Below are 25,796 nucleotides of genomic sequence, written 5' to 3'. Positions count from 1 at the left end.
GGACGAAGCCGGGTCAGGACCCGCGCCGGGAGAATCCGCCTGAGGTGTAACCGTCCCAGGTGTCGAAGAGCCGCAACACCTTCGGGTCGCCGAGGCTCTTGATGTGGTCGGCCAGGTCCTTGGGCGTCGCCGGATTGGTGACGATGAACGGGTGCAGCGACGGGGCGTGTTCGGCCAGATAGCGGAGGGTGTCCGCCGGGGTGTCGGGGTCTGCGGCCGCCAGCGCGTCCCGGGGGTCGAAGGCGGCGGCACGAACGCCGTCGGCGCCGGAGAGGTCGGTTGTTCCATCGGGAGTGCCGACCACCGCGATGTCCCCGGTGTTGTGGTAATCGACCGGATCGGCGGAGACACTCCGCGTGTTCAACAGGAGGTTCAGCACGATCGCGGTGAGGGCGCCGGCGGAGATCCCTGAATGGAAGATGGTCTGGAACCAGTCGGGGAACTGGGCGTACAGATCGAGGACGACGTTGACCGGCTCCTCACCGAGTTCGCGGTCGGTGTAGTAGATCTTGGCCTCGGTCAGCATCGCCACACCCACCGAGATGGCGACGACCAGGATGTTGGTGTTGTTGAGCTTCGCCTTGGCGAGCGTCCGGATGCCGCTGGCCGCGACCATGCCGAACAGGGCGACCCCGGCGCCGCCGAGCACCGGCAGGGGTATGCCCTCGATGACCGCTGCCATCTTCGGCAGGAGGCCGAGGACGACCAGGATGATGCCCGCGCAGGTCGCGACGTGGCGGGTCTTCACGCCGGTGATCGCCACGAGGCCGACGTTCTGGGCGAACGCCGTGTACGGGAAGGTGTTGAACACGCCGCCGAGCGCGGTGCCCAGGCCGTCGGCGCGCATGCCGTCGGCGAGCTTGCGGGGTGTGATCTTCTTGTCGACGATCTCGCCGACGGCGACGATGTCCCCGGTGGTCTCGGTCATGATCACGACGCCGACGATGATCATCGAGACGATCGCGCTGATCTCGAAGGTGGGTGCGCCGAACTGAAACGGCTGCGGGATGCCGAGCCAGGGGTACTCGCCGACCTGATCCCAGTGCGTCATCCCGAACGGGATCGAGATCAGGGTGCCGGCCGCCAGGCCGAGCAGGATCGACACCCGCCGGATCGCCGGGGGCGCGAATCGCTCGATGCCGATGATGACGGCAAGGGTGAGGAAGCCGAAGGCGATGTTCTTCGGGTCGCCGAAGTCGGGACCCGCGGCGGTGCCCCCGCCGAACCAGCCTGCCGCCACCCGCATCAGGGACACCCCGATGATGAGGATGATGGTCCCGGTGACCAGCGGCGGGAAGAAGCGGATCAGTCGTCCGACGATCGGTGCGACCGCGATCATGAACACGCCGCACGCGATCACCGAACCGTAGATGGCGGTGATGCCGTACGACGTCCCGATGGTGATCATCGGTCCGACGGCGGCGAAGGTCACGCCCTGCATCAGCGGGAGGCGCACCCCGAACCGCCAGAAGCCGACCGCCTGCAGGATCGTCGCGATGCCGGCGACGAAGAGGTCGGCCATGATCAGGTGCACGATGTCGCCCTGTTGGAGCTGACCCGCGCTCACCATCGCCCCACCGACGATGAGCGGTACCGCCACCGCTCCGGCGTACATGGCCAGCACATGCTGCAGGCCGAGGGGGAAGAGACGAACGAAGGGTGGGATCTCGTCCACCGGATGCGCGGCGGTCTTCCCGTTCTTGATGACGCCCAGAACCGACATGGGTCGATTTCTACGGCTCGCAGGTTTCCGGAATTGAGCAGCCGTGTATCGGCGGGGTTTCCGGCAAGATATATCGGTGACCGCAACCGCTTCCCGCCGCAGCGCGGGCATTCTGCTCTATCGCCGGGCGCCCGCGGACCGCGCCGGCGTCGAGGTCCTCCTCGTGTTCCCCGGTGGCCCGATCTGGGCGCGCAAGCCGGATGCGGGGTCGTGGTCGTTGCCCAAGGGGCTCGTCGAACCGGGGGAGGACGAGTGGGCCGCCGCCCGGCGTGAGTATGCCGAGGAGATCGGGAGCCCGGTACCGGATGGCCGGCCGATCGAACTCGGCGAGGTGACGCTCAAGAGCGGCAAGCGGGTGATCGGTTTCGGCGTGGCGGGTGACCTCGACGTTGCGTCTGTCGTCAGCAACACGTTCGATCTGATGTGGCCGCCCCGGTCGGGCCGGATGCGGGCGTTCCCGGAGATCGATCGCGCCGAGTGGTGTTCGACCGATCTCGCGCGGACCAGGCTCAATCCCGCTCAGGTCCCGTTCGTCGACCGGCTGCTCGAGGCGCTGGCATCGTCCGGGGACGTGGCGGACTCGGGGGACTGAGGCGACGACTCGGCGGACCGGGTGACCCCGGCGTCGCCGAGGAGGTACACGCGGGTGAGGTCCCGCCACAGGGGGAGGTGGGGATCGGTCGTCGGGTCGCGCCGGTCGATGAGGTAGGTCGTCGCCGCGCCGCGCATGCTGGTCAGGAGCAGCGGATAGAGATCGGCGTAACGCGGCGACGCGGTGAGTTCGGGACCGAGGAAACCGGCCACCGCGCGTCGCACGGTCTGGCCGATCTCACGCTCGGTCGGTAGCAGCGCCGTACGCAGATTGGCATTGGTCCGCGCGGCCACCCACAGTTCCATCGACGCGACGAAATACGGCTGGTGGAAGGTCGACCACCCGACGTCGGTGGCCAGCGCGATGCGCTGGATCGGATCTGCCGGCCAGTCCACGCGACTGGGCAGTTCGGCGATCCGGGTACGGGCGAGGTGTCCGACGGCCGCCATCAGCAGCGCGTCGCGCGAGGGATAGTGGTGCAACAACCTGCCCCGGCTGACGCCCGCCTCGTTCTGGATCGCGACCGTACTGGCGGCGGCGTACCCGCTGTCGACGAGGACGCGGATCGCGGCATCGAGGATGCGGGTCTGGGTGACCCCGCTGCGTTGCTGCCGCGCGCGCCGGGCGGCGCCGGGGGAGGTGGTCACGGAGGCATCGTAGTTCGGAGCGTCGCTGATTATCGACGGCCTCAGACGTCGAGGATGTGCGGGAGTCGCGCCCGGTAGCGATCGCGATCGATCTGTTTCAGCGGCTCGAGCATCGGCAGCTCCCAGAGCGGGAACACGGTGGCCGCGCGGGCGGGGCTGTCGGCGGCCGCGATGATCGCGTTGGTCACCCGACGCCCGGATTCGTTGGCGCCTTCCATCGTGGCGAGATCGATGTTGCTCCGGACGTGGTCGCCCCCGATGAACAGATTCGGGATGGATGTGTAGGCGTTCGGCCGGTTCTTGTACGAGCCTGCGGTGTTCACCATCAGCGGGGTGGCGTTGGCGATCGACGGCGACCAGGTGATGCCCGGGTCGAGGGACCAGGTGACGATCTCCTCCGACCGCAGGATCTTTCGCGACCCGGAGTTCATCGCGCGGCTCATCTGTGCCCACACCTCGCGCGCGATCTCGTTCCGGGTGCATTGCCTGGCGGGTTTGCCGTAGAGGATGCCCGGCTTCTCCCATTCCGAGATGTCGATGGACAGACAGTCTTTCACCCGGCCGTCCCCGTAGGTACGCGCGAAGTCGACGTTCCACGGACGGGCCTGGAACAGCCCGGTCAGCGCCCACGGAGTACCCAGCGCCGCGATGTGGCTCGGCGGCATGTCGGCGCGCCGGGAGAGGAAGTACTGGATGCCGACCATCCAGTCGTCTTTCAGGGCATGAATCCCGGCCAGCGACGGGTCGGCGCTGATCAGCTCGGGCGACAGCAGCGGACGGAGCCGGTCGATCGGCATCGCGGCGACGTACCAGTCGGCATCCACCGACGCGCCCGACGCGAGTTGCGCACCGCTGATCCGGCCGCGGGCGAGAGTCAGCCGCGCCAGACCGGTCCCCATCTCGAACCGGACGCCACGACGGCGGAGGTGGGCTACCCAGGGATCGATCCACGCATGGTTGGTGGGGCGGTTGAGGATCCGGTCGACTCCGCCGTGCACGAGCCCGGCGTCGTAGCCGCTGACCAGTCCGGTCGCCGACGTGGCCAGGGCGAGTCCGATCTGGCCGATGGTGCGGGCCGACGCGGTGTCGGGTTTGGCCGCGACGAGTGCTCGCGTGAGCGCTCCGACGAGGTATCGCTGGTAGGCCCGAGACTTGCCCTTGGACTTCACGAACTGCATCCAGGACTGGTTCTCCCACTGGCCGATCCGGCGCTCGGTGCAGCTCGTCGCGATGATCAGCTCGCGGGTGACGAAGAAGGCGAGTTCGGGAGGCGGGACATCGACGACGAACTTCAGCCCGGTCATGAACGCGTTGCGCAGGTTGTCCAGCGTCACTATCTCGGACGCGTGTTGGACAAAACCCATGATCGATGCCGGGGCGGTGGTCGGCGCGTATCCGGCGTCGTCGAAAGCGATCACCGCCGACTCGACGTCGACGAGATGCCGATCTCGAACATTGCTCGCGCCCAGCGGAATTCGCTCCATGGTGTCCGGCACGTGTTGGTAGCAGCCGGGGAAGAAGCGGAAACCGTGCTCGCCGGGGAGCGCGAGGCGCCCGCCCCGCGCGGTGCCCGGGACGTCGTGGCTGTAGGCCTTGCCTCCGAGCCGGGACGGTTCGTAGACCGTGACCGCGAAGCCCCGTTCGATGAGCTCGTGCGCCGCGGACAAGCCGGCCATCCCGCCGCCGAAGATCGCGACGTCGCGACCGCGCCCGCGGCCTTGACGAGGCACCGCCCGTGCGGTGGGTACGCCGACGCCCGGCAACGCCACCGCGGTTCCGGCGAGCACCGCGGCGGCCGCCGATCCGCGCAACACGGATCGACGCGGAAAACCGTTCGGAGAGTTGAGTTTCGAGTTGGAATTGGCGTCCGTCATCCCCACGACCCCTTCGTCGACACGATCTCGGCCGACCGAGAACAGTCAGCGTTGACTCATCTGGTGTGATGTCTACCACAGCGCGAAAGCGGGTCGGACGGTTTTGGCGAATCGTCTCAGTCGGTCGGTGTCGGCGTCCCGGCGGTGGGATCGCGGTCGGCCCACGCCGACGGCTGGTCGCGCACGATGGTCAGGTGCGGCCGGGTTCCGGCGGTAGGTTCCGGGTCGGTGTCGATGCAGTCGGGACAGAAGTCGGTCAGACCGGTGGTCGACCATCCGGCCGCTCCGAGCACTGCGTCGATGCGTGCGGCGCGCTGAACTGCGGATATCCCTCGTCCGCCGGTGATCCTCACCGATATCTCGGCCCCGCATCCGTCACAGCGCACCCGTAGTGTTTCCCCCATAAATGCAGGATGGCACACTAGGAGATGCAGTTGATTGAACTTTTCGGGGGAAGAGAGCGCGATGTTCGTCACCACGCCGGCCGAGATCTTCACGGCCGCAGACCGGTCACGAGTGGCCGCGGCTCAGCGTCGGCGGCCGGAGGTCCGTCTCGACGGGGATCTCTGTGCGCGCATGCCGGCCGCCGCGTGGGCGGTCTATCTCGAGGCGCTGGACCTGCCGGACCTGGCGCAGCGGGTACGCACCCGGCTGCCCCTGTCCTACTCGGACCTGGCCGACCCTCCCGATGCACGGCGAGCAGGGTCCACAAGGCACCGGCGGGCATCGTGAGTGCCACTCGGAAGCGGTCTGTGTATCTACCGCGACCGCGCCCCGTGGAGCACTTGCTCACGACGGTTCGCGGCCGGTGAGGGTGCGCTGGCGGTAGTACTCGTACAGGCCGTCGAAGATGGCGTCGGCGACCTGGAGTGTCCGGGTGTCGTCGCCGGAGAGTGACAACCCGCGGAGGACGACGTCGAGTCCCGGTGCCTCCGGGGCGTCGTACCGGTCGTCTTCGATGTCGGCCTCGTGGACGATCTCGGCGATCGCCCACAGGACGGGGTCGCCCAGGTCGTGCCTGCGCAGGATGGTCTCGAAGGTGCAGTCGCCGTCGTGATGGCCCAGCTCGACCCCGCGCATGTCGAAAGGGGTGGCATCCGAGGGGATTTCGGTGGGATCGGTGACGAAGACGAACTCCGCGGCGGGATCGACGTAACGGCGGATGAGCCATGCGCAGGCCGCCCGGTCGATGTGGACGCCGGCGCGCGTCGCCCACCTCATGACGGCCGCGCCGGTTCGGCCTCGACGACCTGGTCGGCCAGGGTGCGGAGCGCTTGGCGGGCGGTCTCGCGCGATTCGGTCGGAAAATGATCCCGGCGGGTGATCTCGCGGAACCTGCGACGCAGCGCGCCCAGCTGTTTGGCTGGGTCGGCGTGCTCGGCCACGTGTTGTGCCTCGGCCACGATCTCGGCGTACTCGGCGCCGCGCGCCTCCTGGAGTTCGGTCCGGATCCGTTCGAGCTCAGCCGGATTGGTGGGCGCGGCCTCCCAGACCTCGCCCGAGCCGCCGGCGCTGACCGCGTCCTCGGCCACCCATTCGAGTTGTTCGCGGGTTCGGGGGCTCGCGGGCAGCAGGACCACCCCGTCGGTCAGCTGGTATGCGCCGTACCTGCGGAGTTTGCGCCAGATCGCGATTCGCGGCGTCGACGGCTCCCGCGGTACCCGGTACACGAGCATCACCCAGGCTTCGGTCACCGATCACCTCCTCGACATGTCCATCAGATCATGCAACGGCAACCGATGTCGTGACCCGCCGCTCACCCTGCATCAAACCCTGGACAACTCAATTGTAACCGTGGTTGCATCTGCTGCAGTGCACGACGGCCGTGGCACCAGAAGCCCGCGGCATGCGAGAGAGGGTTGGGTGTGGCGATGTCGGAGAGATCCGGTCTGCCCGGAGGTTCGGATTCGTCCAGGCGGTCGGAGGTGCCGTCGGAGCCGGTGGCCGGTGAGTCGGCTGCCGGTGGAACGGGCGCAGTGGTCGATCCGTCGGCGGGTGTGTCGTTGCGAACCGCGACCTGGGCGTGGTTCCTGATCTCGCTGCAGACCTTCGGAGGCCCCGCGGGCCAGATCGCGGTGATGCAGCGCGCGCTGGTCGACGATCGGCGCTGGATCGGTCAGCGCCGGTTCCTGCACGCTCTCAACTACTGCATGCTGCTGCCGGGACCCGAGGCGCAGCAACTCGCCATCTACGTCGGCTGGCTGCTCAACGGCACCGCCGGGGGATTGATCGCCGGCATCCTCTTCGTCTTGCCGGGCGCGATCGCGATCCTGGGACTGTCGGCCGTCTACGTCGCGTTCGGGGCAACCACCATCGTGGCCGCGCTGTTCGCCGGTATCGGCCCGGCAGTGCTGGCGATCGTCGCCCAGGCGGTCACCCGGGTCAGCAAGCGGGCACTCACCGGGCGTATCCAGATCGCCATCGCCGTCGCCGCATTCATCGCGCTCGCGGTCTTCGCCCTTCCCTTCCCGATCGTCATCGCGGCGGCCGGCCTCGTCGGCTGGTTGACCGGCCGCCACCACGTCACCGCCCGTGCCGAGACATCGGACGACGGGCCGGCGCCGGTCATCGCCGACGACGCGATCCACACGGCGTCCCCGAGCTGGCGTCGCGCCGCGATCGTGCTCGGCGTCGGTGTGCTGGCCTGGGTCATCCCGATGGGCATCGTCGTGGCAACCACCGGGACGGGCAGTGTGTTCACCCAGCAGGGCACGTTCTTCACCTGGACCGCCCTCATCACCTTCGGTGGTGCCTATGCCGTCCTGGCCTACATCGCCCAGCAGGCGGTGGACGTCTACGGCTGGGTAACCCCCGGCGAGATGGTGCGCGGACTGGGACTGGCCGAGACGACGCCCGGCCCCCTCATCATGGTCGTCCAGTTCGTCGCGTTCCTCGGCGCCTACCGCGATCCCGGCGGACTCGATCCCTGGGTCGCGGCGACCATCGGCGCGCTGTTGACCACCTGGGTCACCTTCGTGCCGAGTTTCGTGTTCATCTTCCTCGGTGCACCGTTCATCGAAAAGCTGCGCAACAACCGGCATCTCACGTCCGCGCTGAACGGCGTCACCGCGGCGGTGGTGGGCGTGATCGCGAACCTCGCCCTCTACTTCGCCCTGCACACGCTCTTCCGCGACACCACGGTCGTCACCGCCGGACCGTTGCACCTCGCGGTCCCGCACCTCGACACGCTGCGGCCGCTCGCGCTCGTGATCACGGTGATCGCCTTCGTCCTCATCTATCCGCTCAAGCAGTCCGTGCTCCGCACCCTCGGCGTCTGCGCGGTGCTCGGATTGCTCGCCGCCGCGGCCGGCCTGCCCCTGTACTGACCGTCGAGATCAGCGTGTGAGGAACGGGCGAATCCAGTCGGGCGAGACGTCGTGGGCCACGGCCGCCGCGGTCTCCTCCTCGACGTCGACGAGCGCGTAGTGCTCGGCGCCCGCGGCCGTGGCGAGTATCAGCGTGGTCACGCCGCCCCGGCGTTGGAAGAGCGACGTGCGGCTGGCCCAGCCGATCACGCCGTCCCGGTCGACGACCACGCGTTGCCGGGCGACGCTCGGCGGGGCGATGACCACCGAGCGAGCCGTCAACCGATGTCCGAGATGACGGGCGCGGACGACGCCGAGTGCGGTCGAGAAGAGGACTGCGACGACTCCCACCACGAGCCAGGGTGCCGGGATCGCGCGGGTGACGACGGCGATGCCGATGACGATGAGTGCCGCGGCCCCGCACAGGAATCCGCGGTTGAGGCGGCGCAACCGGGCGGTGGTGCCGTGTCCGACGAGCGGTGTGGTCAGCTCGGCCCGTTCGTGGGTGACGAGTCCGGCGACGCGCATGGCCTCGTCGATGGGTGCCGGCGGGAGCAGCAGCGGGTGTTTGGTGCTGCCGGTGGCGATCGCCTGCAGCCGAGCACCTTTCAGTGGCCGCATGAGTACCGGCTCGGTGAGGTGACTGCCACGGATACGCCGCTCGTCGAAGCTGATCGCGTTGGTGGTGAGCAGTCCGCGTTCGGTGCGCAGGGTCCCGTCGGGATGGCGGAGGAGCCGGAAGTTCCAGTAGTTCAGGACGTACCCCAGGACCGACAGGACGCCGCCGACGATGATCACGAGGAGGCACGCCCCCAGGACGACGAATCCGATCGCGGTGTCGCGCACCGCGTCGACGGCGTCGCGCGCGATGCCGATCCCCTCGTCGAAGACCCCGGCGTCGTTGGCGATCTGCGCGGTGAGGCCGGCCGCGCCGGCGGCCAGCGCGAGCCCGGCGACCGAGAAGGGGGAGTAGCGCAGCCAGGAGGTCTGGAACCGGGCCAGCACCTCGGCTTCGGGTTCCGCGGCGGCCGGATCGTCGGGATGTGTCCCGTCGGCCGGCGATGACAGTCCCCGGTGGGTGCGCGTCGCCATCAGGTTGTCGTGCAGTGCCCGCGCCTGGTCCACGGGGAGAGCGGTGAGGACGACCGTCGACGACTCGTCGTCACCGCCGGTGCCGATCTTGACCTTCTGCAGTTTCAGCACGCGGTGCACCGGGGAGGCCGTGAGGTCGACACTGCGGATCCGGTCCCGGCGCGCAGTCGCGACCTTGCGGGTGATCAGTCCGCTGCGCACCCGGACGTGTTCATCGGTGACCTGGTAGCGCGTGGTCAGCCAGGGCACCACCGTCACGAACGGCACGATCACCGCCGTGGCGATCAGGGTGAACAGCGGTGCGCCCGAACCGGCGAAGACCAGCGCGATCACGACCGGCACCAGGGAGGGCAGGAGTTCGACGGGTTTGACCGCCATCATCCACGGCGACAGCCGGTGCCAGTCGTCGGGCCCGTCGACGGCGAACGGCTCAGGTCGCGTCATCGGTGAAAGCCTGTGTGCGGATGGTCAGGTCGGCGGCGGTCGTCCGCGCGACCTCGGCGTCGAGGCCGGCGATGTGGATGGTGCCGGCCGACGACGCCGTGGTGACGGTGAGCGTCGCCAGCCCGAGGAGCTGCTCGAACGGGCCGGCCTCGGTGTCCACCACCTGTATTCGGGCGATCGGGATGATCACGCGGTGCCGGACGAACCAGCCCGATTGCGAGTACACCGCGTCGTCGCTGACCTCCCACCGGTGAAAACGGTAGCGCCACACCGGGACGACAGCGGTGTAGACGACTGCGAGCACGGCGATGAGAATGGCCCCGAGCACCGCGGCCCAACGCGCCTCGTCGACGACCACGGCCACCACGACGGCGGCGACGACGCCGAGTACACCGAGGACGAGAGGGCCGATGCGCCACAGGGTCTTGGCGCGCGGATCGACCCGGTTCGCCGGCTCGCGCAGGGTCGGGTGTACCTCGGAGTGCGCCGGCAGCGGTGGATCAGATGAGGGGTCCATTGCCGTCAGTCTAGTTGTGGAAGAGCCGGTGTCGCCGTCGGACCGACGTCGCGCTAGGTGACCGTGATCCCGCCGTCGACGGGGAGTGTCTGGCCGGTGACGTATCCGGCGGCGGCCGAGGCCAGCCAGATCGCGGTGGCCGCGAGCTCTTCCCCGTGTCCGGTCCGGCCGAGCAGGACCCGTGGCATCTGGGAGTCGAGGTACCCCGGCTGATAGGTGTCGGTCATCTCGCTCTCGAAGAAACCGGGGGCGATGGCGTTGACGCGAATGCCCTTGCGCGCGCCCCACTGCTGGGCGAGATCGCGGGTGAGACCGATGACTCCTGCCTTGCTCGCGGCGTAGGCCGCCTGCGGCAAGCCGGCCGTGGTGATGCCCAGGATCGACGAGATGTTGATGATCGCGCTACCCGGCTGCATGACCCGCCCGCAGGCCTGGGCCATCCAGTAGGAGCCGTTGAGGTTGACGTCGATGACCCCGCGGAACTGTTCGGGTGTCTCGCGGGTCGCGGGGAATGCCGTCCCGACACCGGCGTTGTTGATGAGCACATCGACCTTGCCGAAGGTTTCCATCGCGGCGTCGACGACGCGCTGACACTGGTCGGGGTCGGCCACGTCGGCGGGCACCACCAGCGCCTTGCGTCCCAGCGCCTCGACCGCCGCGGCGGTGTCGGCGAGCTTCTCCGCCCGCCGGGCGGCGAGCACCACGTCCGCGCCGGCCTCGGCGAAGCCACGCGCGAACGAGACCCCCAGCCCGGACGAGGCGCCGGTCACGATGACCACCTTGCCGGTGGTGTCGAACAGATCCATCACGGACATCGTTGTCTCCCTTGGGTACTCGGCAAGACGTCCGACGCGGTGCGCCGGCCGGCAGGAAAAGGCGTCAGAACCAGGCGGGTTCGACGTCGAGAGTCGTGCGGTCGAGGGCGGTCAGCAGGTCGAGCTGGGGACCGGTCTTGGGGAGCTCATACCGGAAGAAGTACTGCGCGGCAGCACGTTTGCCGTCGTAGAAATCGCCGGTCCGGGTGCCGACCGCGAGGAGCTGCTCGAGCCACATCCAGGCGATCACGATGTGTCCGGCCGTCTCCAGGTAGACGGTCGCGTTGGCCAGTGACAGCTTGGGGTCGCCTGCCGACCAGATGTGGGCGGTCACCTTCACCAGGCGGTCCACCGCGGAGTGCAGCGCCTCGGCGTGATCGGCGAGTCCGTCGACCCCACGTGCGCGTCCGACGGTGGTCTCGATGGTCTGGGCCAGGCCGGCGAGTCCGGCGCCGCCCTGCATGATCACCTTGCGCCCGAGGAGGTCGAGTCCGTGGATGCCGTGTGCGCCTTCGTGGATCGGGTTGAGCCGGTTGTCCCGGTAGTACTGTTCGACGTCGAATTCGCGGGTGTAGCCGTAACCGCCGTGGACCTGGATCGCGAGGCTGTTGGCCTCGAGACACCATTGGGAGGGCCAGCTCTTCGCGATCGGGGTGAGCACCTCGAGCAACAGGTTCAACCGATCGCGTTCGGCGGGGTCGGTCGCGGTCGCCGCCTCGTCGACGAGGGTGCTGCAGTACAGCCCGAACGCGAGAGAGCCCTCGACATAGGACTTCTGGGCGAGCAGCATGCGGCGCACGTCGGCGTGTTCGATGATCGGGACCGGCTTGGTCGAGGGGTCTTTCTGGTCGACGGGCCGGCCTTGCGTGCGCACTTTCGCGTACTCGAGTGAGGCCCGGTAACCGGCGTAACCCAGTGCGGTGGCGAGGAATCCGACACCGATGCGCGCCTCGTTCATCATGTGGAACATGTAGGAGAGGCCGCGGTGCTCCTCGCCGACCAGGTAACCAACAGCGCCGGATGTCGGGTCGGCGGCGAACGTGCCGTCGCCGAAGTTGAGCAGGGTGTTGGTGGTGGCGCGGTTGCCCATCTTGTGGTTGAGGCCGACGAGCGCGACGTCGTTGCGGGTCCCGTCGGCGAGGTACTTGGGCACGATGAACAGTGAGATGCCCTTGACGCCGGGGCCACCACCGGGGATCTTCGCCAGGACGAGGTGGACGATGTTCTCGGTGAGTTCGTGGTCGCCGGCCGAGATCCACATCTTGGTGCCGGTGATCCGGTAGGTGCCGTCGCCTGCGGGTTCGGCCTTGGTGGTGATGTCGGCCAGCGACGACCCGGCCTGCGGTTCGGACAGGCACATCGTGCCGGAGAAGCGGCCTTCGACGAGGGGACGGACCCAGGTCTCGCGCTGCTCCTCGGTGGCGTATTCGGCGAGCAGGTTGGCGTTGCCCATGGTGAGGAAGTTGTACGACGACATGGCGGCGTTGGCGGCCTGGAACCACACGGCCGATGCCTGGCGGATGACGGTCGGCAATTGCATGCCGCCGAGTTCCTCGTCGAAGGAGGCGGAGATCAGGCCTGCCTTGCGGTACTCGGCGAGCCCGGCGACGATCTCGTCGGGCAGCACGACCTTGCCGTCGTCGCCGATGTAGGGCTCGTTGGCGTCGCCGATCTTGTTGGCGGGTGCGAAGCACTTCATCGCGATGTCGGCGCTGAGTTCGAGTACGGCGTCGAAGGTCTCGCGTGAGTGCGCGGCGAACCGGTCGCGCGAGGTCAGGGACTCGACATCGAGCCATTCGTACAGCAGGAACTCGAGGTCCCGGCGGGACATGGGTGTGCTCATCGCAAATTCCTCGTCGATCGGGCGGCGGGCGCCGGTATCTGAATGTCCGCCGCTCGTCCATCATGCCCCGGCCGGACCAGGACACGACGACACACCCCGGCTCGGCTCGGCGCCGGGCTGCGTGCGGACCGACGACGCCGGGTCGCGCCGTCACACGTCGATGCCGAACTCTTTGATCTTTCGGTAGATCGTCGCGCGGGAGATGCCCAGCGCGTGGGCGGCGGCCAGTTTGTTGTGACCGTTCTCCTCGAGGCTGCGCACGATGGCGTCCCGTTCGAGCGCCTCGATGCGGGTGAGGGTGTGTCGGCTCTGCGCCCGATAGGTCGGGGGAAGCTGTTTGACCGTGATCGTCCCGGACCGGTGATGGGTGACCACGTCGCGCAGGGCCTGCCGCAGTTCGGCGACGTTGCCGGGCCAGGTGTACTTGCTGAGCTGTCGCATCGCGTCCGGGGCGACCGGGAGTTCCTTTCCCCGGGTGAGTTGTCGGAGGATGGCGGGTACCAGGACCTGTAGGTCTTCGATGCGGTGCCGGAGTGGCGGCACCTCCACGGTGTGGGAGAAGAACGGCAGCAGGGTCGCGCCCAGGGCGGGCAAGGTGTCGACGTTGCCGAGGGTTATTCCGAGCCATCCTGCGTGTTCGCGCCCCTGCAGCACGTCGGCGACGTCGAACAGCATGTCGTCGTCGAACTCGTCGATGTCGCGCAGGATGATGGCGAAGTCGTCGCGCTCGATCTCGGTACCGAAACTGTCGAGGGTGTCGGCGTCGGAGAAGTCCTCGGCGGAGAAGACGCGTATGGTGCCACGGCGGTACTGGCCCGCGGCCGCGCGTAGCACCGCAGCCCGGCCGCTCCCGCGCTCGCCCGACACCGCGATCCAGCGGCCGGCTCCGACGTGCTGGGCGATGCGATCGCAGCATTCTCGCCATGACGAGCTGCGGCCGACGATGCCGGGCAGCGTGGCTGCCGTCGTCGGTCGGCGCCGTGGCTCGGGAAACGACCCTGGATCCATCAGGTGCACGTGGAAGACCGCGATGCCGGCGTCGTTGTCGGAGAACTCGGCGACCGGTGCCAACCGGACGGTGCGGCCGCTGGGCAGGGTGTTGACGCGTCGGGCGGCGCCGGTGTCGAGGGTCAGGTCCACCGCGTGCTCGAGCATCGACACCTGGTCCTGTGGATCGATGCTCTGACGGAGGCGGCGGTTCATCAGCACGACGTCGGCGGCGAGTGCGAGGACCATCATCTGGGGAGCCCGTCGGCAGGTTGCGAGATAGGCTGCGAGAAGCCGTGATTCGCGCTCACTGGCGTTCGTCAGCATCTGTTGCTCGATCTGGACGGTGGCCGACTTGGCCAGCGAGAGAAGAAGTGAACCGCCCTCTTCCACCCAGCCGGTGAGATCGAGTGCGCCGACGATGCCGCCGGAGAACGGATTCCGTATCGGGACCCCGGCGCAGCTCAGCTGGGCGAGGCAGCCCGCATAGTGTTCGGCGCCGGTGACGAGTGTCGCCTGCCTCGTCTCCAGTGCGGTTCCGATCCCGTTGGTGCCGGCGTGTTCCTCGCTGTAGCTGTAACCGGGAGCGAGGGATACGGCGTCGAGTTGGGTGAGCAGTTCACCGCTGCCGGCCGCGCGGGAGAGCACGACACCGTCGGGCGAGGTGAGGATGATGCTCACAGGTTCGTCCGACAGATCGACGGCGAGTTGATCGAGCACCGGCCGCGCGGCGCTCATGAGGGGGCTGTCGGTGTTCGGTTCACGGACAAAAGGCAATTCGAGGCGGTCTGCCTGCACCTTGAACGACCGCGAGCGCCGCCACGAGGTGGAGATGGCGTCTCGGACCGTGCCGTCGATGCGGTCGTCGGGGATTCCGTCGTCGCTCAGGAAGCGTTCGCGTGCGCGAGCGACGAAGGTGGTCGAATTCCGGGCCTGGGCTGTGGGCTGATGCTTCACCGCGGTGGACAACTCCCTACTGTGATGTACGTCTCACATCATCCGCAGTGTACAGAGTAAGTGCTGGTCGCGGGCGTCGAACCTGGTACCGATCCGGCGAACCGACCCGCTTCCGGGCACGCATGTGTCCGCGCGCAGCCGACCCCGGCTCGGCAGTGGGCCGGCCGCGATCGACGCCGAGAACGAATTCCGGTCGCGACCGGCCCGACGTCACCGTTGTGCGGTGACGTCCCCGCCGGGGTCGGTGGCCACCGACCGGCGTGGGCCGGCCGGTGGCGGTTCAGGTGATGCGCGCTCTAGTAGATGTTCGACGGCCGGACCATCCCCTCGGCGAGGTCGCCGAAGCCGGGTGCCTCGATGGCGCCCGGATGAGTCAGGACCTCCTCGACGACCGCGGTCTCCGTGGTGATCAACAGGGCGGCGATGGACGCCGCGCTCTCCAGCGCGGCCTTGGTGACCTTCGCCGGATCGATGACACCCTCGTCGAACATGTCGCCGTAGCCACCGCTCATCGCGTTGAAGCCATGGCCCAGCGGCAGTCCGGTCACGACGCGTACCACCTCGTCGCCGTCGAACCCGGCGTTGGTGGCGATCCAGAAGAGGGGTTCGGCCAGGGATCGGCGGACCACGTCGACGCCGACGCCCTCGTCACCCGACACGTCGGCGAGCGAGTCCAGGGCCCGGTGCGCCTGGGCAAGGGCCGTCCCGCCCCCGGAGACGATGCCGTCCTCCACTGCAGCACGAGTGGCTGCGAGCGCGTCTTCCACACGGAGCATGCGTTCCTTGAGTTCGACGCTGGTGACCCCGCCGACCCGGATCACCGCAACCCTGCCGGTCAGCCGCGCGATCCGGAGCTCCAGGCTGTCGCGGTCGGCGTCGATCCGGGCACGGGCGTGCTGTGCTTCGAGCTGGGCGACACGCGCGTCGACGAGACTCTGCTCACCACGTGCGCCGACGATCGTCGTGGCATCCTCGGTGACGGTGACCCGGTCGCACTGGCCCAGATGATCGGCCGACACCTCCGACAACTCCAGGCCGGTGTCCTTGGCGATCACATGACCACCCAGCGCCACGGCGAGATCCTCGAGTTCGGCGACGCGCCGATGGCCGAAGCCCGGGGCGCGGACCACCACCGACTGCATCGTCTTGTGCATGTTGCCGCCGACGAGGAGTTGCAGTGCCGGACCGTCGACGTCCTCGGCGAGGACCAGCAGCGGACGGTCGGCGCGCTTGGCCGCCTCGATGCTGGGCATGATCTCCTGCACCGTGGTGATCTTCTTGTTCGTGAGCAGGACCACCGGGTTGTCGAGAACGGCTTCCATCCGTTCGTGATCGGTGACCATGTAGCCCGAGATGTACCCGTGGTCGAACTCGATGCCGTCGACCACGTCGACGCCGAGCCCGAGCGCGTCGCTCTCCTCGGTCGTGATGACGCCGTTGCGGCCCACGTACTCGACGGCCGAGGCGATCGCCGACCCGATCACCTCGTCATCACTGGCGGCGAGGGTGGCGATGCGCTCGAGGTCTCCGCGACCGCCGAGTGCGACGGACTGTTCCGACAGCGACTCGATCACAGTCGAGATTGCACGTTCGATACCGCGCCGCACGCGCATCGGGTTGGCACCCTGTTCGACCGCGCGCAGACCCTCGCGAACCATCGCCTGCGCCAGCACGGTCGCGGTGGTGGTGCCGTCACCGACGACCCCGTTGGTCTTCATCGCCACCTCTTTGACCAGCTGGGCGCCCATGTTGGCGAACGGGTCGCGCAACTGGATCTCGCGGGCGATGGTCACCCCGTCGTTGGTGATGGTCGGGGGGCCGGTGAGCTTCTCCAGAACGGCGTTGCGTCCCTTCGGTCCCAGCGTCACCTTGACCGCGTCGGCGAGTGCGTTGACCCCTCGCTCGAGGCGCAGCCGCGCTTCGGCGTTGTAGCGCAACTCCTTGGCCATGGTCGTCCTGCCTTTCGTTCGTTGTTCTCGGCTGTGTACTGCGGTGAATCCGTTGTGTCCCTTCCCTTCGAGGCTCGCTGCGCTCGCACCTCAGGGAGCAGAGGGCGGTGCTGCGCTCGCACCTCAGGGAGCAGAGTGCGGTGCTGCGCTCGCACCTCAGGGAGCAGAGGGCGGTGCTGCGCCCGCACCTCAGGGCGCGGAGAAGGGAGGTCAGGGCACGAGGATCGCCCGCCCGCGGACCCGGCCTGCGTCGAGGTCGTCGAGCGCCTGCTGGAAGTCGTCGAGGGCGTAGGTGCTGGTGTGCAGCGTGACTTTTCCCCGCGCGGCGAGGTCCATCAGTTCCCCGAGGTCGTTGTAGGACCCGACGAGGTTGCCGATGTAATTGATCTCGGTGGAGATCACATCGATGGTCGGCACGTCGATGTTCTCGCCGTAGCCGACGACGAAGAAGTTGCCGGCGCGCCGCAGCATCGCGGTGCCCTCGGCGGTGGCCCCGCCCTCTCCGACGAAGTCGAGCACGGCCTCGGCGCCGTGCCCGCCGGTGAGTTCGAGGACCTTCTCGACGTGCGAACCGTCGGCGACGATCCCGACGTCGGCGCCGATCTGCTGCGCGAGTCCGACGGCATCGGGGTTGCGGTCCACCACGATGAGCCGGACCGCGGAGATGGCGGCGAGGACCTGGATCCCGATGTGGCCCAGTCCTCCCGCGCCGATCACCACGCAGGTGTCACCGGGCCGCGTCATGCGGGCGACCTTGGCGGCGGCGTGATACGCCGTCAGGCCCGCGTCGGCGAGGGCGGCGACGGCGGCGGGTTCGAGTGAGTCGTCGATCCGCACGACGCTGCGAGCGGTGGTCTTCAGGTACTCGGCATACCCGCCGTCGGTGTCGATGCCGGGGAACTGGCTGTTCTCGCAGTGGACATCGTCGCCGAACCGGCAAGCCCGGCAGAGGCCGCACGTGATGAGCGGGTGCAGGATCACCTTGTCGCCGACAGCCACGTTCGTGACCGCGTCCCCGATCGCATCGACCCATCCGGCATTCTCGTGTCCGATCGTGTATGGAAGCACCACACCGGATTTCTCTTCCCACTGGCCCTCGAGGATGTGCAGGTCGGTGCGGCACACCCCCGCGCCGCCGATCCTCACGATCACGTCGAGCGGGCCGGTCACCACCGGCGCCGGAACGTCGTTCAGTTGCAACTTGTCGTGGTAACCCACGACCTGTACTGCGCGCATTGTCTACTCCTGTTCCGTTCGTGTGCTGCTGCCGTGTGTGGTTCGGAGGTCGGTGATGACGGGCCCGCTCTGGCCGTCGCAGGCCGGGTCGTCGGCGTAGCGGGTGGCGAGCAGGCCGCGGCAGAAGTGGCTGTTGCCCTCCATCGAGATCCGCACCGAGCGGGCGAATCGCAGGCGCATGGGCACCTGCTCGGGTGGCAACGGCCGGCCCTCCTCGTCGACGACGACCAGGCTGTTGGGACAGACGCTGAGTCCCAGCTCCATCCGCCGGCGCAGCAACGCCGACTTCCGGTGACCGCGGGGGAGATCGCGGAGCGCAAGGCGGTCGACCTCGGACACCAGCACGCGTCCGGAGGTGATCTCGGCCGCGACGCAGCGTTCCATCGCGGCGGTGTGTGCCTTGCGGCGGAACGTCAGTCGTAGCTCGTCGAGACTGTCGAGCGCCTCCACCCCGAACGTGCCCCGGTACCCCGCGTGGGCGTCGAGGCCGGTGTTGATCTTGTCGCTGTCGTGATGGTCGTCGAGCAGGACCCGCACCTGACCGATTCCATCGATGTCCTCGAGTGCGTCGAGGGCGTCCGAACCCATCAGGTAGGCGAAATTCGGCGAGCAGAACGAGGTCGGCAGGCGCAGATGGACCGTCACCCCGGCGTCGTCGATCCGGATCGACCGGACGAAGCCGAGATCGATTATCGGCTCGTCGAGTTCGGGATCGAGCACCGTGGCCAGCGCGGCGAGGACGTCGGCCTCGAGGCGGGTCGCGTGTCCGGCGCCGGGCGCCGGACGATGGTCCAACGCGGTCATGCGTTCACCGCATCCTTTGCGCCTGCCGCCACCTCGGCATCCGGATCGGCTGCGCTGGTGGGCAGTCGGAGTTCCTCGGGCACCTCGATGTGCGGGTAGAGCGCCGCCGCGTTGAGGCCGAGGATCTTCTTCTTCTGCTCCACGGTGATCGGCGCGTACTCGGTCATGTCTGCCGGGATCTGGAAGTCGACGAATCTCTCGACCAGCCACTGCGGAGTCCACAGGGCGTAGTCGCTGGCGAACAGGATCTTGTCCTCGCCGATCCAGTACAGGAGTTCGCCGATGATCTGCGCGAAGTACCGCGGCCGGGTGTGGATGAACGGGATGGCCACGGCCAGGCCACCGAACACGTTTGACTCCTGTGTCGCGATCCAGCAGAAGTCCTCGAGCCGCGGCAGACCGACGTGCTCGATGACGAAATTCAGGTCCAGGTAATCGGTGGCCACCTTGTCGACGTCGGCAACGTCGAAGGCGTCGCGGTCCAGCGGCCGGATCGTCGGGCCCTTGTGGACGTGGACGTTCTTGATGCCGAGCTTGATGCATTCCTCGAGGTAGCGCCGCGACCACGCGTCGTCGAGCTTGTAACCGCGTGAGTCCCCGAACCATTCGGCGGTGTAGAGCTTGACGCCCTTGAGGTTCATGGTCTCTGCGTCGCGGCGCAGTTGTTCGAGGCCCGCCTCGCCGTGCCGGGGATCGTAGGCGTGGTTGTAGGTCAGCAGGCCGGGGTTGTCTTCGCACAGCTTCAGGCTGTCGTCGACCTGCGCGAAACCGTTGACATAGAAGTCTTTCAGGATGGTGGCCTGGAAGATCGCGTGGTCGGCCGGCCCGTCCTCGAAGAGGTCACGCATGAGCCGATCCGGACCGTAGTAGGTGTAGGTGTCGTAGTCCCACACCTCCTCCTCGGGGCTGAGGTTGCGGTGGTAGTCGTAGAAGCAGTCGATGAACTGCTTGCCGTGAATGTTCCGCTGGTTTGATTCGCGTCCGTCCCAGAGGTGGACATGGGCGTCGACGATGAAGTACTTGTCGCCGTTCTTCTCGTACATCGTGTGCTCCTGAAGATGGTGGGCTGTGGTCTCGGCGGTGAGGCGGGCTGTGTGGCGAAAGTCGTTGACGACGGGCGCGAGATCGGGGTGGGTTGGTATGCGTCGTGACCGCCGGGAAGCGTCCGCCGGCGGTCACGACGCAGGCGCGGTGGTGGACTCGCGGTCGCGGCTCAGCTCTGGGCGGTGAGGTCGAAACCGATGTACTCGGCGGCATCCTCGGGGCTGGCGAACAGGAAGGTCCGGTCGTCGAGGTGCACCATCCGCCCGTAGTGGGTCGAGCTGATCTCCTCGAAGATCGAGCCGTCGAAGTCCTGACCGAGCGCATCGGTCAGTTCGTCGTAGTCGAACTCGAGCCGGTTGACCCCGTCCACGCGGATCATCGAGGGGTACTCGGTGAGTTCCACGCCGTCCTTCGCGCCCATGACGTCGGCGACGACGCGGCCGATCGGGGTGTTCATCAGGGTCACGCCGCACATGTTGGAGAACTCGGTCTCCGCACCGAATTGCATGGTCACTTGGTCAACTCCTCGGGGATGGCGACATCGATTGATGTCAGTAGGTCGGTGAACTTGGCGGTTGCCGCGTCCAGGCTGGTGGCGAAGGTGATCGACTTGTCCGCCGGCTGGGACCAGATCGGTTGCAGCGCACGGGCCGCCTCGAGGCACCGGGGCACCCACACGGCGAGCCACCGGGCGAACAGCTCCTTGTTCTGGTCTCCGAATTCGTCGTCGCGCGTGAGGATTCGGAACAGGCTCCTGGTGTAGGCCAGGTCGCGGTCGTAGTCGTACTCACCGGTGCCGACGATGGTGGGGGTGATGTAGTCGCCGTTGCGGGCGGCGACCTGCATGACCAGCTCCGAGCGGAACAGCGATCCGACGAGCTGTTCGAAGACGATGTTCGTGGCGAAGAGGAGCTCGCACCAGTCGCCGACCGCCGTCAGACGCTCGACCACCTCGCGGGTCGGCTGCCACTCCGGTGCTGCCTGCCACACCGCTTTGTGTGCCTCGCCGTCGAACTCCTCCTCGGCCTCGGACAGATCGAGATTGAACAGTGCGAGGTCTTGTGCGAAACGCATCTTGTGGGCGGCGTTCACCGCCACGGCGGTGTTGATCATGTTGGTCGGACCCGACCGCTGGATGGAGGTGAACACGTGTAGCGCCAGCCCGTTCTCGGCGTGCATCCAGGCGCCGAGGTTGCGCTCGATGAACTTCAGCCACGGTGAGTTCCAGGAATCGTATGCGCGTGCCCGCTTGGCGTTCTGCAGGCACAGGTCGACCTGGTGGACGACCGCGGAGTTGTTCCGGTAGATCGTCTGGTCCCACTCCTCGTTGGGATCGAGGAAGGCGTGCCAGTTGCTCGACTTCGCCGTCGTCCACTCCTGTGGGTATCCACCGGGACCGTTGCCGAAGCCGTAGATCCAGCCCTGGCTGAGGTGCCGCTCGGGATCGGGCTGCACGTCGACCGTGACGTCCTCATACATCGTCGCGCGCTTCTTGGCCGGTTGGTAGTAGCTGTATTTGCGGCTCTTGGAACTGGGGAAGTCCTTGGCGCCGGCCTCGGCGTCGGTGAACTCGATGGACGGGAAACTGCGTTCCCGCTGACTGGCTTTGGGTGCGGTGGGTGCGGACATACTGCGCGCTCCTCGGGGGTTTCGGCGGCTGTCGGGGTGGGGTGGACTAGTCGAATGCCGGGCTGGTGAAACTGTCGTAGAAGATCTGGTCACGCGGCACCGAATGTTGTTCGGCGAGAGCCAACGCCGCGTCGACCATGGGCGGGGGTCCGCAGAAGTACACCTCCGTTCGGGACAGGTCGGATTCGCATCCGTTGACGATGTCGGTGACGTTGCCCTCGGCCACCGAGACGCCTGCGGGTGCGTCGGCGGCGGACTCGGACAAGCATGCGGTGAACCCGAAGTCGGCGATCTTCTCACCGAGAGAGGCGATCTCGTCGAGGCAGAAGAGATCGGCCGCGGTGCGGGCGCCGTAGTAGAAGCGCACCGGACGTTGGATCCCGGATTCGCTGATGTGGCGGAGGAGGGAGAGCAGCGGTGCCATCCCGGCGCCGCCTCCGATGCAGACGAGCGGGAGCACATGCCCGCTACGGAGGGTGCACGACCCGTACGGACCGTTGACCATGATCTCGGTGCCCGGTTCGAGTCCGCTCTCGAGCATGCCGGCGAACACGCCGCCCGGATACTTCTTGATGAGGAACTCGAGTTTGTCCGGGGTCGATTGTGTGGTGGCGATCGAGAACGACCGCTTCTCCTGCGTTCCGGGAATCGAGAGGTCCACGTACTGGCCGGGTTTGAACTCGAAGGTCGCCGGTTCGACGACGTCCAGCCGTAGGGACACGATGTCCTTGGTCATTGATTCGACTGCCGCGACGCGGGTGCGCACGTCTTGAATCGGTGCCCCGCCCAGCAACTCGTCCTCGTCGAAGTTCAGCAACTCGATGTCGCAGTCGCTGTAGGCGTAGGTGCGGCAGAGCAGGACGTAACCCTCGGCTTCCTCGGCGTCGTTGCAGGCGAAGGTCGAGTAGTCGTCCATCTGGACGTCGCCGTCGAGCATGTAGGACTTGCACGCCGAGCACCGGCCCTCCCGGCACCCGTGCATGAGATGGATTCCCTGCCGGAATGCGGCGTCGAGAATGGTCTCGTCCTCGCCCACCTCCATCTCAATGTCGACGGGGGCGAAGTTGATGCGATGTGTATCGGCCACGGTGTCTCCAGTTCGAACTCGGGTGCGAGGACCCTTCGTGACGCTCCGCTCCTCAGGGAGCAGTGAATGGCTTGCGGGACATCCACTCGCTCCCTGAGGAGCGCTCGGAGCTTGCGGAGAGCGCGTCCCCTTCCGCTCCCTGAGGAGCGCTCGGAGCGTGCGGGACATCCACTCGCTCCCTGAGGAGCGCTCGGAGCGTGCGGGACATCCACCCGCTCCCTGAGGAGCGCTCGGAGCTTGCGGAGAGCGCGTCACGAAGGGTCGACGCGACTCAGGCCGGTACGGCCCCGTTGGTGTTGGCGCGGTAGGCCGCGATGTGGGCGTCCCGTTCCTCGTCGGACATCTCGTTGAGCAGCACGTTCGGGCTGTTGAAGACGTTGCCCCGAACGTCGTCGAGTGTCCACATCTTCTTCGGGTCCAGGTCGAGGTGCGGCTGCGGGATCAGGGTCTTGCCGTCGTCGCGGACGTATCCCAGGTCCTCGATGATGTCGGCGAGATCCTTGCCGTGGTGCAGGGTCTCCCATTCGCGGAACCCGGTGAGACGGCCCATGTTCGGTGTCTCGCGGCCCTCGTACTCACCGCGGAAGGCGACCGCGTCGGTCCAGTGACAGGTCTCGGAACAATAGGTCCGCCACTGGCCGTCGACCTTGTCGACCACCATGTCCTCGCGGATGAGTGCCGGGACCATGCAGGTCCAGCACCGGTGCGGGTACTCGTAGCCCACCTCTTCGAAGGCGATCGGCTTGTTGCGGCCGGGGTAGGCGAGACGGTTGTAGTTCTCCCACCACTTGCCGAACTTGTTGTACCAGCCTGGGTACTTCTCCTCGAACCACTCGAAGTCCTTGTCGGTCATGGCGTCGATGCGCCAGTAGTTGACCGGCCAACCGGTGGCGAAGAAGCGGGCGACCTCATGCACGTAGTGCTTGTTGGTGATCCGGTTCCACGCCTCTTCGACGAGGTCGTGCGGGATGGTGAGCCCGTACTTCTCCAGCGGCAGAAGGTAACTGCGGTAGTAGTCGTCGTAGATCCAACGACGCCACATCTCGGCGTAGCTCTCGCGGTCCTTGCGACGGTCCTTGGTGCCGTACTCGATGAAGGTGCCGATGGCCGCGTCGACGACACAGTGGTTGTTCCACCACGCGTAGCGCAGGTCCCGCTCCAGCAGCGGACGATTGCGCTCGTCGGCGAGTGCCATGAGCAGGATCGAGTAGCCGTTGGAGATGTGTCGCGACTCGTCGGACTGGACGGAGTGGAACACGGTGGGCAGCAGATAGTCGCCATTGGCGGCGGCCTCGTCGGGCATGGCGACGAAAAGAGTGTTGGTGAAGGCTGTTTCGGCGACGACGGTCAAGTAGATGTTGGCCGCGGTGATGGCGTCGCCGGTGATGAAACCCTCGCCGAACTGGCGACCGATGGTGCCGGCGTAGTTGTTGGCGAACGCCTTCTCGGTGATGTCGAAGCCGGCCGGGTCGATGTAGTTGTTCATGTACAGCTTCTTGAGGTTCATCTGGATCGTCGAGTGACGAACCTCGTCGATCATCTGCACGGCCAGGCCGTTGTGGATCTCGGGATTGGGGACGGCGTCGATGGCCATCGGCATCGCGCGAGCCGCGGAGATCTCGGGGAACGGGATGATCGACAGGAACAGCTTCTGCCATTCCAGCCAGCGTTCCTGCACCTGGCGGAACATGTTGCCGCGGATGGCGCCGTCCATGGCGCCGTACACGCGATTGTCCTTCTCTTCCTCCATCGGGAAGTACGACCGCATGATCTGCTTGAGCGGGTCCTTTTTGGGGGCCTTCTCGAAGGTGTAGTCGGTACCGAACCGGGTGGCCGGGGTGGCGAAGGTGGGCTCCCAGGACAACTCGGTGATCTTCGCATGGGCTTTTGTCAAGCTCTGCCTGCTCAAAGTGCGCCTCCTCGGTGGAGAGCCGGCGGATTGCCGGCCCGCATGGACTGGAGCGCCTTCGATACAACCCTGTGACGTGGATTACAAACGTCTCACTGTGAGACGACGAAAAGAAGCCGCCACGTGCGGTGTGCACGGGACGGGTCCGGAGTGGGGAGGGGCTGCTACCGCTCGCTGTCGGAGGACGCGAACGACCCGGACGGCAACAGCGGATCGTTGAGGCGCTGGGCGTACTGGTCGAAGTAGATCCGCGCGATCAGTTCGCGTCTGCTGCGGACGCCGGCCTTGTCGAAGATGGATTTCAGGTGATCCTGCACCGTGTAGGCCGACACGTGCAGGGCGGTGGCGATGTCCTTGGTGGCCACACTCTGCAGCACCATTTGGGTGACGTCACGCTCGCGGGCGGTGAGTCCGAACGCCTCGACGACCAGCGGGATGATCTCGGGCGGACGCGCTTCCTCGATCGTCACCACGACCTCGCCCACACGGCCGTCGGCCGACGACAGGGGAGATGCGTGGATGACGAGCCACATGCCCGAGGCGCCCCGCACCCGCAGACGCGGCGGAACGGTGGACTCACCCGAGCCGTAGCGGCGTGCGGCCCCGATCAGGCCGTAGATCGGGTTCATCACCGCCGCGCCGTTCGGGCCGGACGCGAGGTCGGCGATGCGTTCCTGGCTCCCGGCACTCATCTGGACGATCTCGTTGTTGCGGTCGATGATGAGCACCGCCGGGCCGTGACCCGCCGCCGGTGACACGCTCGGTCCGCTTCGCTCGGGCCCGCTCACCACACTGCTCAACAACCCCACGCGTACGCCGTAGGCGAGGGTGCGGGAGAGCGATCCCAGGAAGGCGACCTCGTCCGCATCGAACGGCCGGCACCCCGCGCCGCTGCGGAACATCGCGATCCCGGCCCACGCCCGATCGCCGTCCCGCAACACGAGCCGGGCCTCGTCGTGGAAGCAGTATGCGGGAATCATCAACTGCGACATCCGGTTCGACCGTTCGGTTGCGCCCCGGTTGAGCAGATTGAGTCCGACCGCGTCACGCTTGGCGGAAACCATCTCCCGGAACGCCGACGGCTCGACCTGCCCGTATTCGAGGAGCCCCCAGTCCGGATCCCGGTGATCCTCGCCGAGAAGCGAACCGTATTTGCGGGCGCTGGTGAGCAGCACGGTGTTGGGATCGAAGGTGCCGATGCAGACCGCGTCGACCGGCACCGCGCGGCGCAGCGACGCGACGGTTTCGGCGAAGAAGTCGTCGAGACCGAGGCCGGCGTGGGCCACGACCTCGATGTCGCGACGCACACGCTCGGCGGTCAGACTCGATGTCATCCGCCAAT

Annotated in this window: 23 protein-coding genes; 3 read left to right on the top strand and 20 right to left on the bottom strand. The window is 67.3% G+C overall.

Features of this window, described 5'->3' with window-relative positions:
• Window positions 1-13: 13 nt before the first annotated feature.
• Window positions 14-1,723, bottom strand: a complete 1,710-nt coding sequence (locus KTR9_RS19285; RefSeq protein ID WP_014927769.1) for a nucleobase:cation symporter-2 family protein — start codon at window positions 1,721-1,723, stop codon at window positions 14-16.
• A gap of 76 nt (window positions 1,724-1,799) precedes the next feature.
• On the opposite strand from KTR9_RS19285, the gene KTR9_RS19280 reads away from it, so the two are divergent.
• A complete protein-coding gene (locus KTR9_RS19280) occupies window positions 1,800-2,315 on the top strand; it encodes an NUDIX domain-containing protein (protein ID WP_044507105.1) in 516 nt (171 codons plus the stop codon).
• Here KTR9_RS19280 and KTR9_RS19275 read toward each other — a convergent pair.
• The 3 genes from KTR9_RS19275 to KTR9_RS27425 form a co-directional block, all read right to left on the bottom strand.
• Window positions 2,243-2,962, bottom strand: a complete 720-nt coding sequence (locus KTR9_RS19275) for a TetR/AcrR family transcriptional regulator (RefSeq protein WP_014927767.1) — start codon at window positions 2,960-2,962, stop codon at window positions 2,243-2,245. The genes KTR9_RS19280 and KTR9_RS19275 overlap by 73 nt on opposite strands.
• Window positions 2,963-3,003: 41 nt before the next feature.
• A complete protein-coding gene (locus KTR9_RS19270) occupies window positions 3,004-4,836 on the bottom strand; it encodes a hydroxysqualene dehydroxylase (RefSeq protein WP_044507102.1) in 1,833 nt (610 codons plus the stop codon).
• Window positions 4,837-4,952: 116 nt separating this feature from the next.
• The gene (locus KTR9_RS27425) at window positions 4,953-5,189 is read right to left on the bottom strand and encodes a hypothetical protein (RefSeq protein ID WP_148281217.1); all 237 of its coding nucleotides are present in this window, start codon (window positions 5,187-5,189) and stop codon (window positions 4,953-4,955) included.
• 112 nt (window positions 5,190-5,301) lie between these two features.
• Here KTR9_RS27425 and KTR9_RS19265 point away from each other — a divergent pair, with 112 nt between their 5' ends.
• Window positions 5,302-5,568, top strand: coding sequence for a hypothetical protein (locus tag KTR9_RS19265; RefSeq protein WP_010844625.1), 267 nt, complete (start codon window positions 5,302-5,304; stop codon window positions 5,566-5,568).
• Window positions 5,569-5,625: 57 nt separating this feature from the next.
• Here KTR9_RS19265 and KTR9_RS19260 read toward each other — a convergent pair whose 3' ends face one another.
• On the bottom strand, window positions 5,626-6,057 hold the full coding sequence (locus KTR9_RS19260) for a chromate resistance protein ChrB domain-containing protein (RefSeq protein WP_010844624.1): 432 nt from the start codon (window positions 6,055-6,057) through the stop codon (window positions 5,626-5,628).
• Window positions 6,054-6,530 (bottom strand): Chromate resistance protein ChrB, encoded by a 477-nt coding sequence (locus tag KTR9_RS19255; protein ID WP_010844623.1) that lies wholly within the window; start codon window positions 6,528-6,530, stop codon window positions 6,054-6,056. The genes KTR9_RS19260 and KTR9_RS19255 overlap by 4 nt, the downstream gene beginning before the upstream one ends.
• Before the next feature lie 171 nt (window positions 6,531-6,701).
• Here KTR9_RS19255 and chrA point away from each other — a divergent pair, with 171 nt between their 5' ends.
• A complete protein-coding gene (chrA, locus tag KTR9_RS19250) occupies window positions 6,702-8,162 on the top strand; it encodes a chromate efflux transporter (protein ID WP_014927765.1) in 1,461 nt (486 codons plus the stop codon).
• Window positions 8,163-8,171: 9 nt separating this feature from the next.
• On the opposite strand, the gene KTR9_RS19245 is transcribed toward chrA, so the two are convergent.
• From KTR9_RS19245 to KTR9_RS19180, 14 genes are all read right to left on the bottom strand, one after another.
• Window positions 8,172-9,677, bottom strand: coding sequence for a PH domain-containing protein (locus KTR9_RS19245; protein ID WP_014927764.1), 1,506 nt, complete (start codon window positions 9,675-9,677; stop codon window positions 8,172-8,174).
• Entirely contained in the window at window positions 9,664-10,194 is a 531-nt protein-coding gene (locus tag KTR9_RS19240) for a PH domain-containing protein (protein WP_014927763.1), read from the bottom strand. Before KTR9_RS19240 ends, KTR9_RS19245 begins: the two co-directional genes overlap by 14 nt.
• Before the next feature lie 53 nt (window positions 10,195-10,247).
• Window positions 10,248-11,009: an SDR family NAD(P)-dependent oxidoreductase gene (locus KTR9_RS19235; RefSeq protein ID WP_014927762.1), complete on the bottom strand. Its 762-nt coding sequence runs from the start codon at window positions 11,007-11,009 to the stop codon at window positions 10,248-10,250.
• Between the two features lie 64 nt (window positions 11,010-11,073).
• Window positions 11,074-12,852 carry an acyl-CoA dehydrogenase gene (locus KTR9_RS19230; protein ID WP_014927761.1) on the bottom strand — a complete coding sequence of 593 codons (1,779 nt, stop codon included), beginning with the start codon at window positions 12,850-12,852 and terminating at the stop codon, window positions 11,074-11,076.
• 150 nt (window positions 12,853-13,002) lie between these two features.
• Entirely contained in the window at window positions 13,003-14,796 is a 1,794-nt protein-coding gene (locus KTR9_RS19225) for a sigma-54-dependent Fis family transcriptional regulator (RefSeq protein ID WP_014927760.1), read from the bottom strand.
• Window positions 14,797-15,092: 296 nt separating this feature from the next.
• Complete coding sequence (gene groL, locus KTR9_RS19220) at window positions 15,093-16,745, bottom strand: chaperonin GroEL (protein WP_014927759.1); 1,653 nt, start codon at window positions 16,743-16,745, stop codon at window positions 15,093-15,095.
• A gap of 210 nt (window positions 16,746-16,955) precedes the next feature.
• The gene (locus KTR9_RS19215) at window positions 16,956-17,981 is read right to left on the bottom strand and encodes an NAD(P)-dependent alcohol dehydrogenase (protein WP_014927758.1); all 1,026 of its coding nucleotides are present in this window, start codon (window positions 17,979-17,981) and stop codon (window positions 16,956-16,958) included.
• Window positions 17,982-17,984: 3 nt separating this feature from the next.
• The gene (locus KTR9_RS19210; RefSeq protein ID WP_014927757.1) at window positions 17,985-18,785 is read right to left on the bottom strand and encodes an iron-sulfur cluster assembly protein; all 801 of its coding nucleotides are present in this window, start codon (window positions 18,783-18,785) and stop codon (window positions 17,985-17,987) included.
• Window positions 18,782-19,828, bottom strand: coding sequence for an amidohydrolase family protein (locus KTR9_RS19205; RefSeq protein WP_014927756.1), 1,047 nt, complete (start codon window positions 19,826-19,828; stop codon window positions 18,782-18,784). Before KTR9_RS19205 ends, KTR9_RS19210 begins: the two co-directional genes overlap by 4 nt.
• Window positions 19,829-19,998: 170 nt before the next feature.
• Window positions 19,999-20,337 carry a propane 2-monooxygenase effector subunit MimD gene (gene mimD, locus KTR9_RS19200; protein WP_014927755.1) on the bottom strand — a complete coding sequence of 113 codons (339 nt, stop codon included), beginning with the start codon at window positions 20,335-20,337 and terminating at the stop codon, window positions 19,999-20,001.
• Window positions 20,338-20,339: 2 nt separating this feature from the next.
• Entirely contained in the window at window positions 20,340-21,458 is a 1,119-nt protein-coding gene (locus KTR9_RS19195; protein WP_010844611.1) for an aromatic/alkene monooxygenase hydroxylase subunit beta, read from the bottom strand.
• Between the two features lie 46 nt (window positions 21,459-21,504).
• The gene (locus KTR9_RS19190; RefSeq protein WP_010844610.1) at window positions 21,505-22,545 is read right to left on the bottom strand and encodes a 2Fe-2S iron-sulfur cluster-binding protein; all 1,041 of its coding nucleotides are present in this window, start codon (window positions 22,543-22,545) and stop codon (window positions 21,505-21,507) included.
• 271 nt (window positions 22,546-22,816) lie between these two features.
• The gene (locus tag KTR9_RS19185) at window positions 22,817-24,454 is read right to left on the bottom strand and encodes an aromatic/alkene/methane monooxygenase hydroxylase/oxygenase subunit alpha (protein WP_014927754.1); all 1,638 of its coding nucleotides are present in this window, start codon (window positions 24,452-24,454) and stop codon (window positions 22,817-22,819) included.
• Window positions 24,455-24,618: 164 nt separating this feature from the next.
• On the bottom strand, window positions 24,619-25,788 hold the full coding sequence (locus tag KTR9_RS19180) for a helix-turn-helix transcriptional regulator (protein WP_014927753.1): 1,170 nt from the start codon (window positions 25,786-25,788) through the stop codon (window positions 24,619-24,621).
• Window positions 25,789-25,796: the final 8 nt, after the last annotated feature.

Source organism: Gordonia sp. KTR9 (assembly GCF_000143885.2).
GTDB lineage: Bacteria > Actinomycetota > Actinomycetes > Mycobacteriales > Mycobacteriaceae > Gordonia.
Note: the sequence above shows the minus strand (reverse complement) of the source record. Positions and strands in the feature narration are given on the sequence as shown.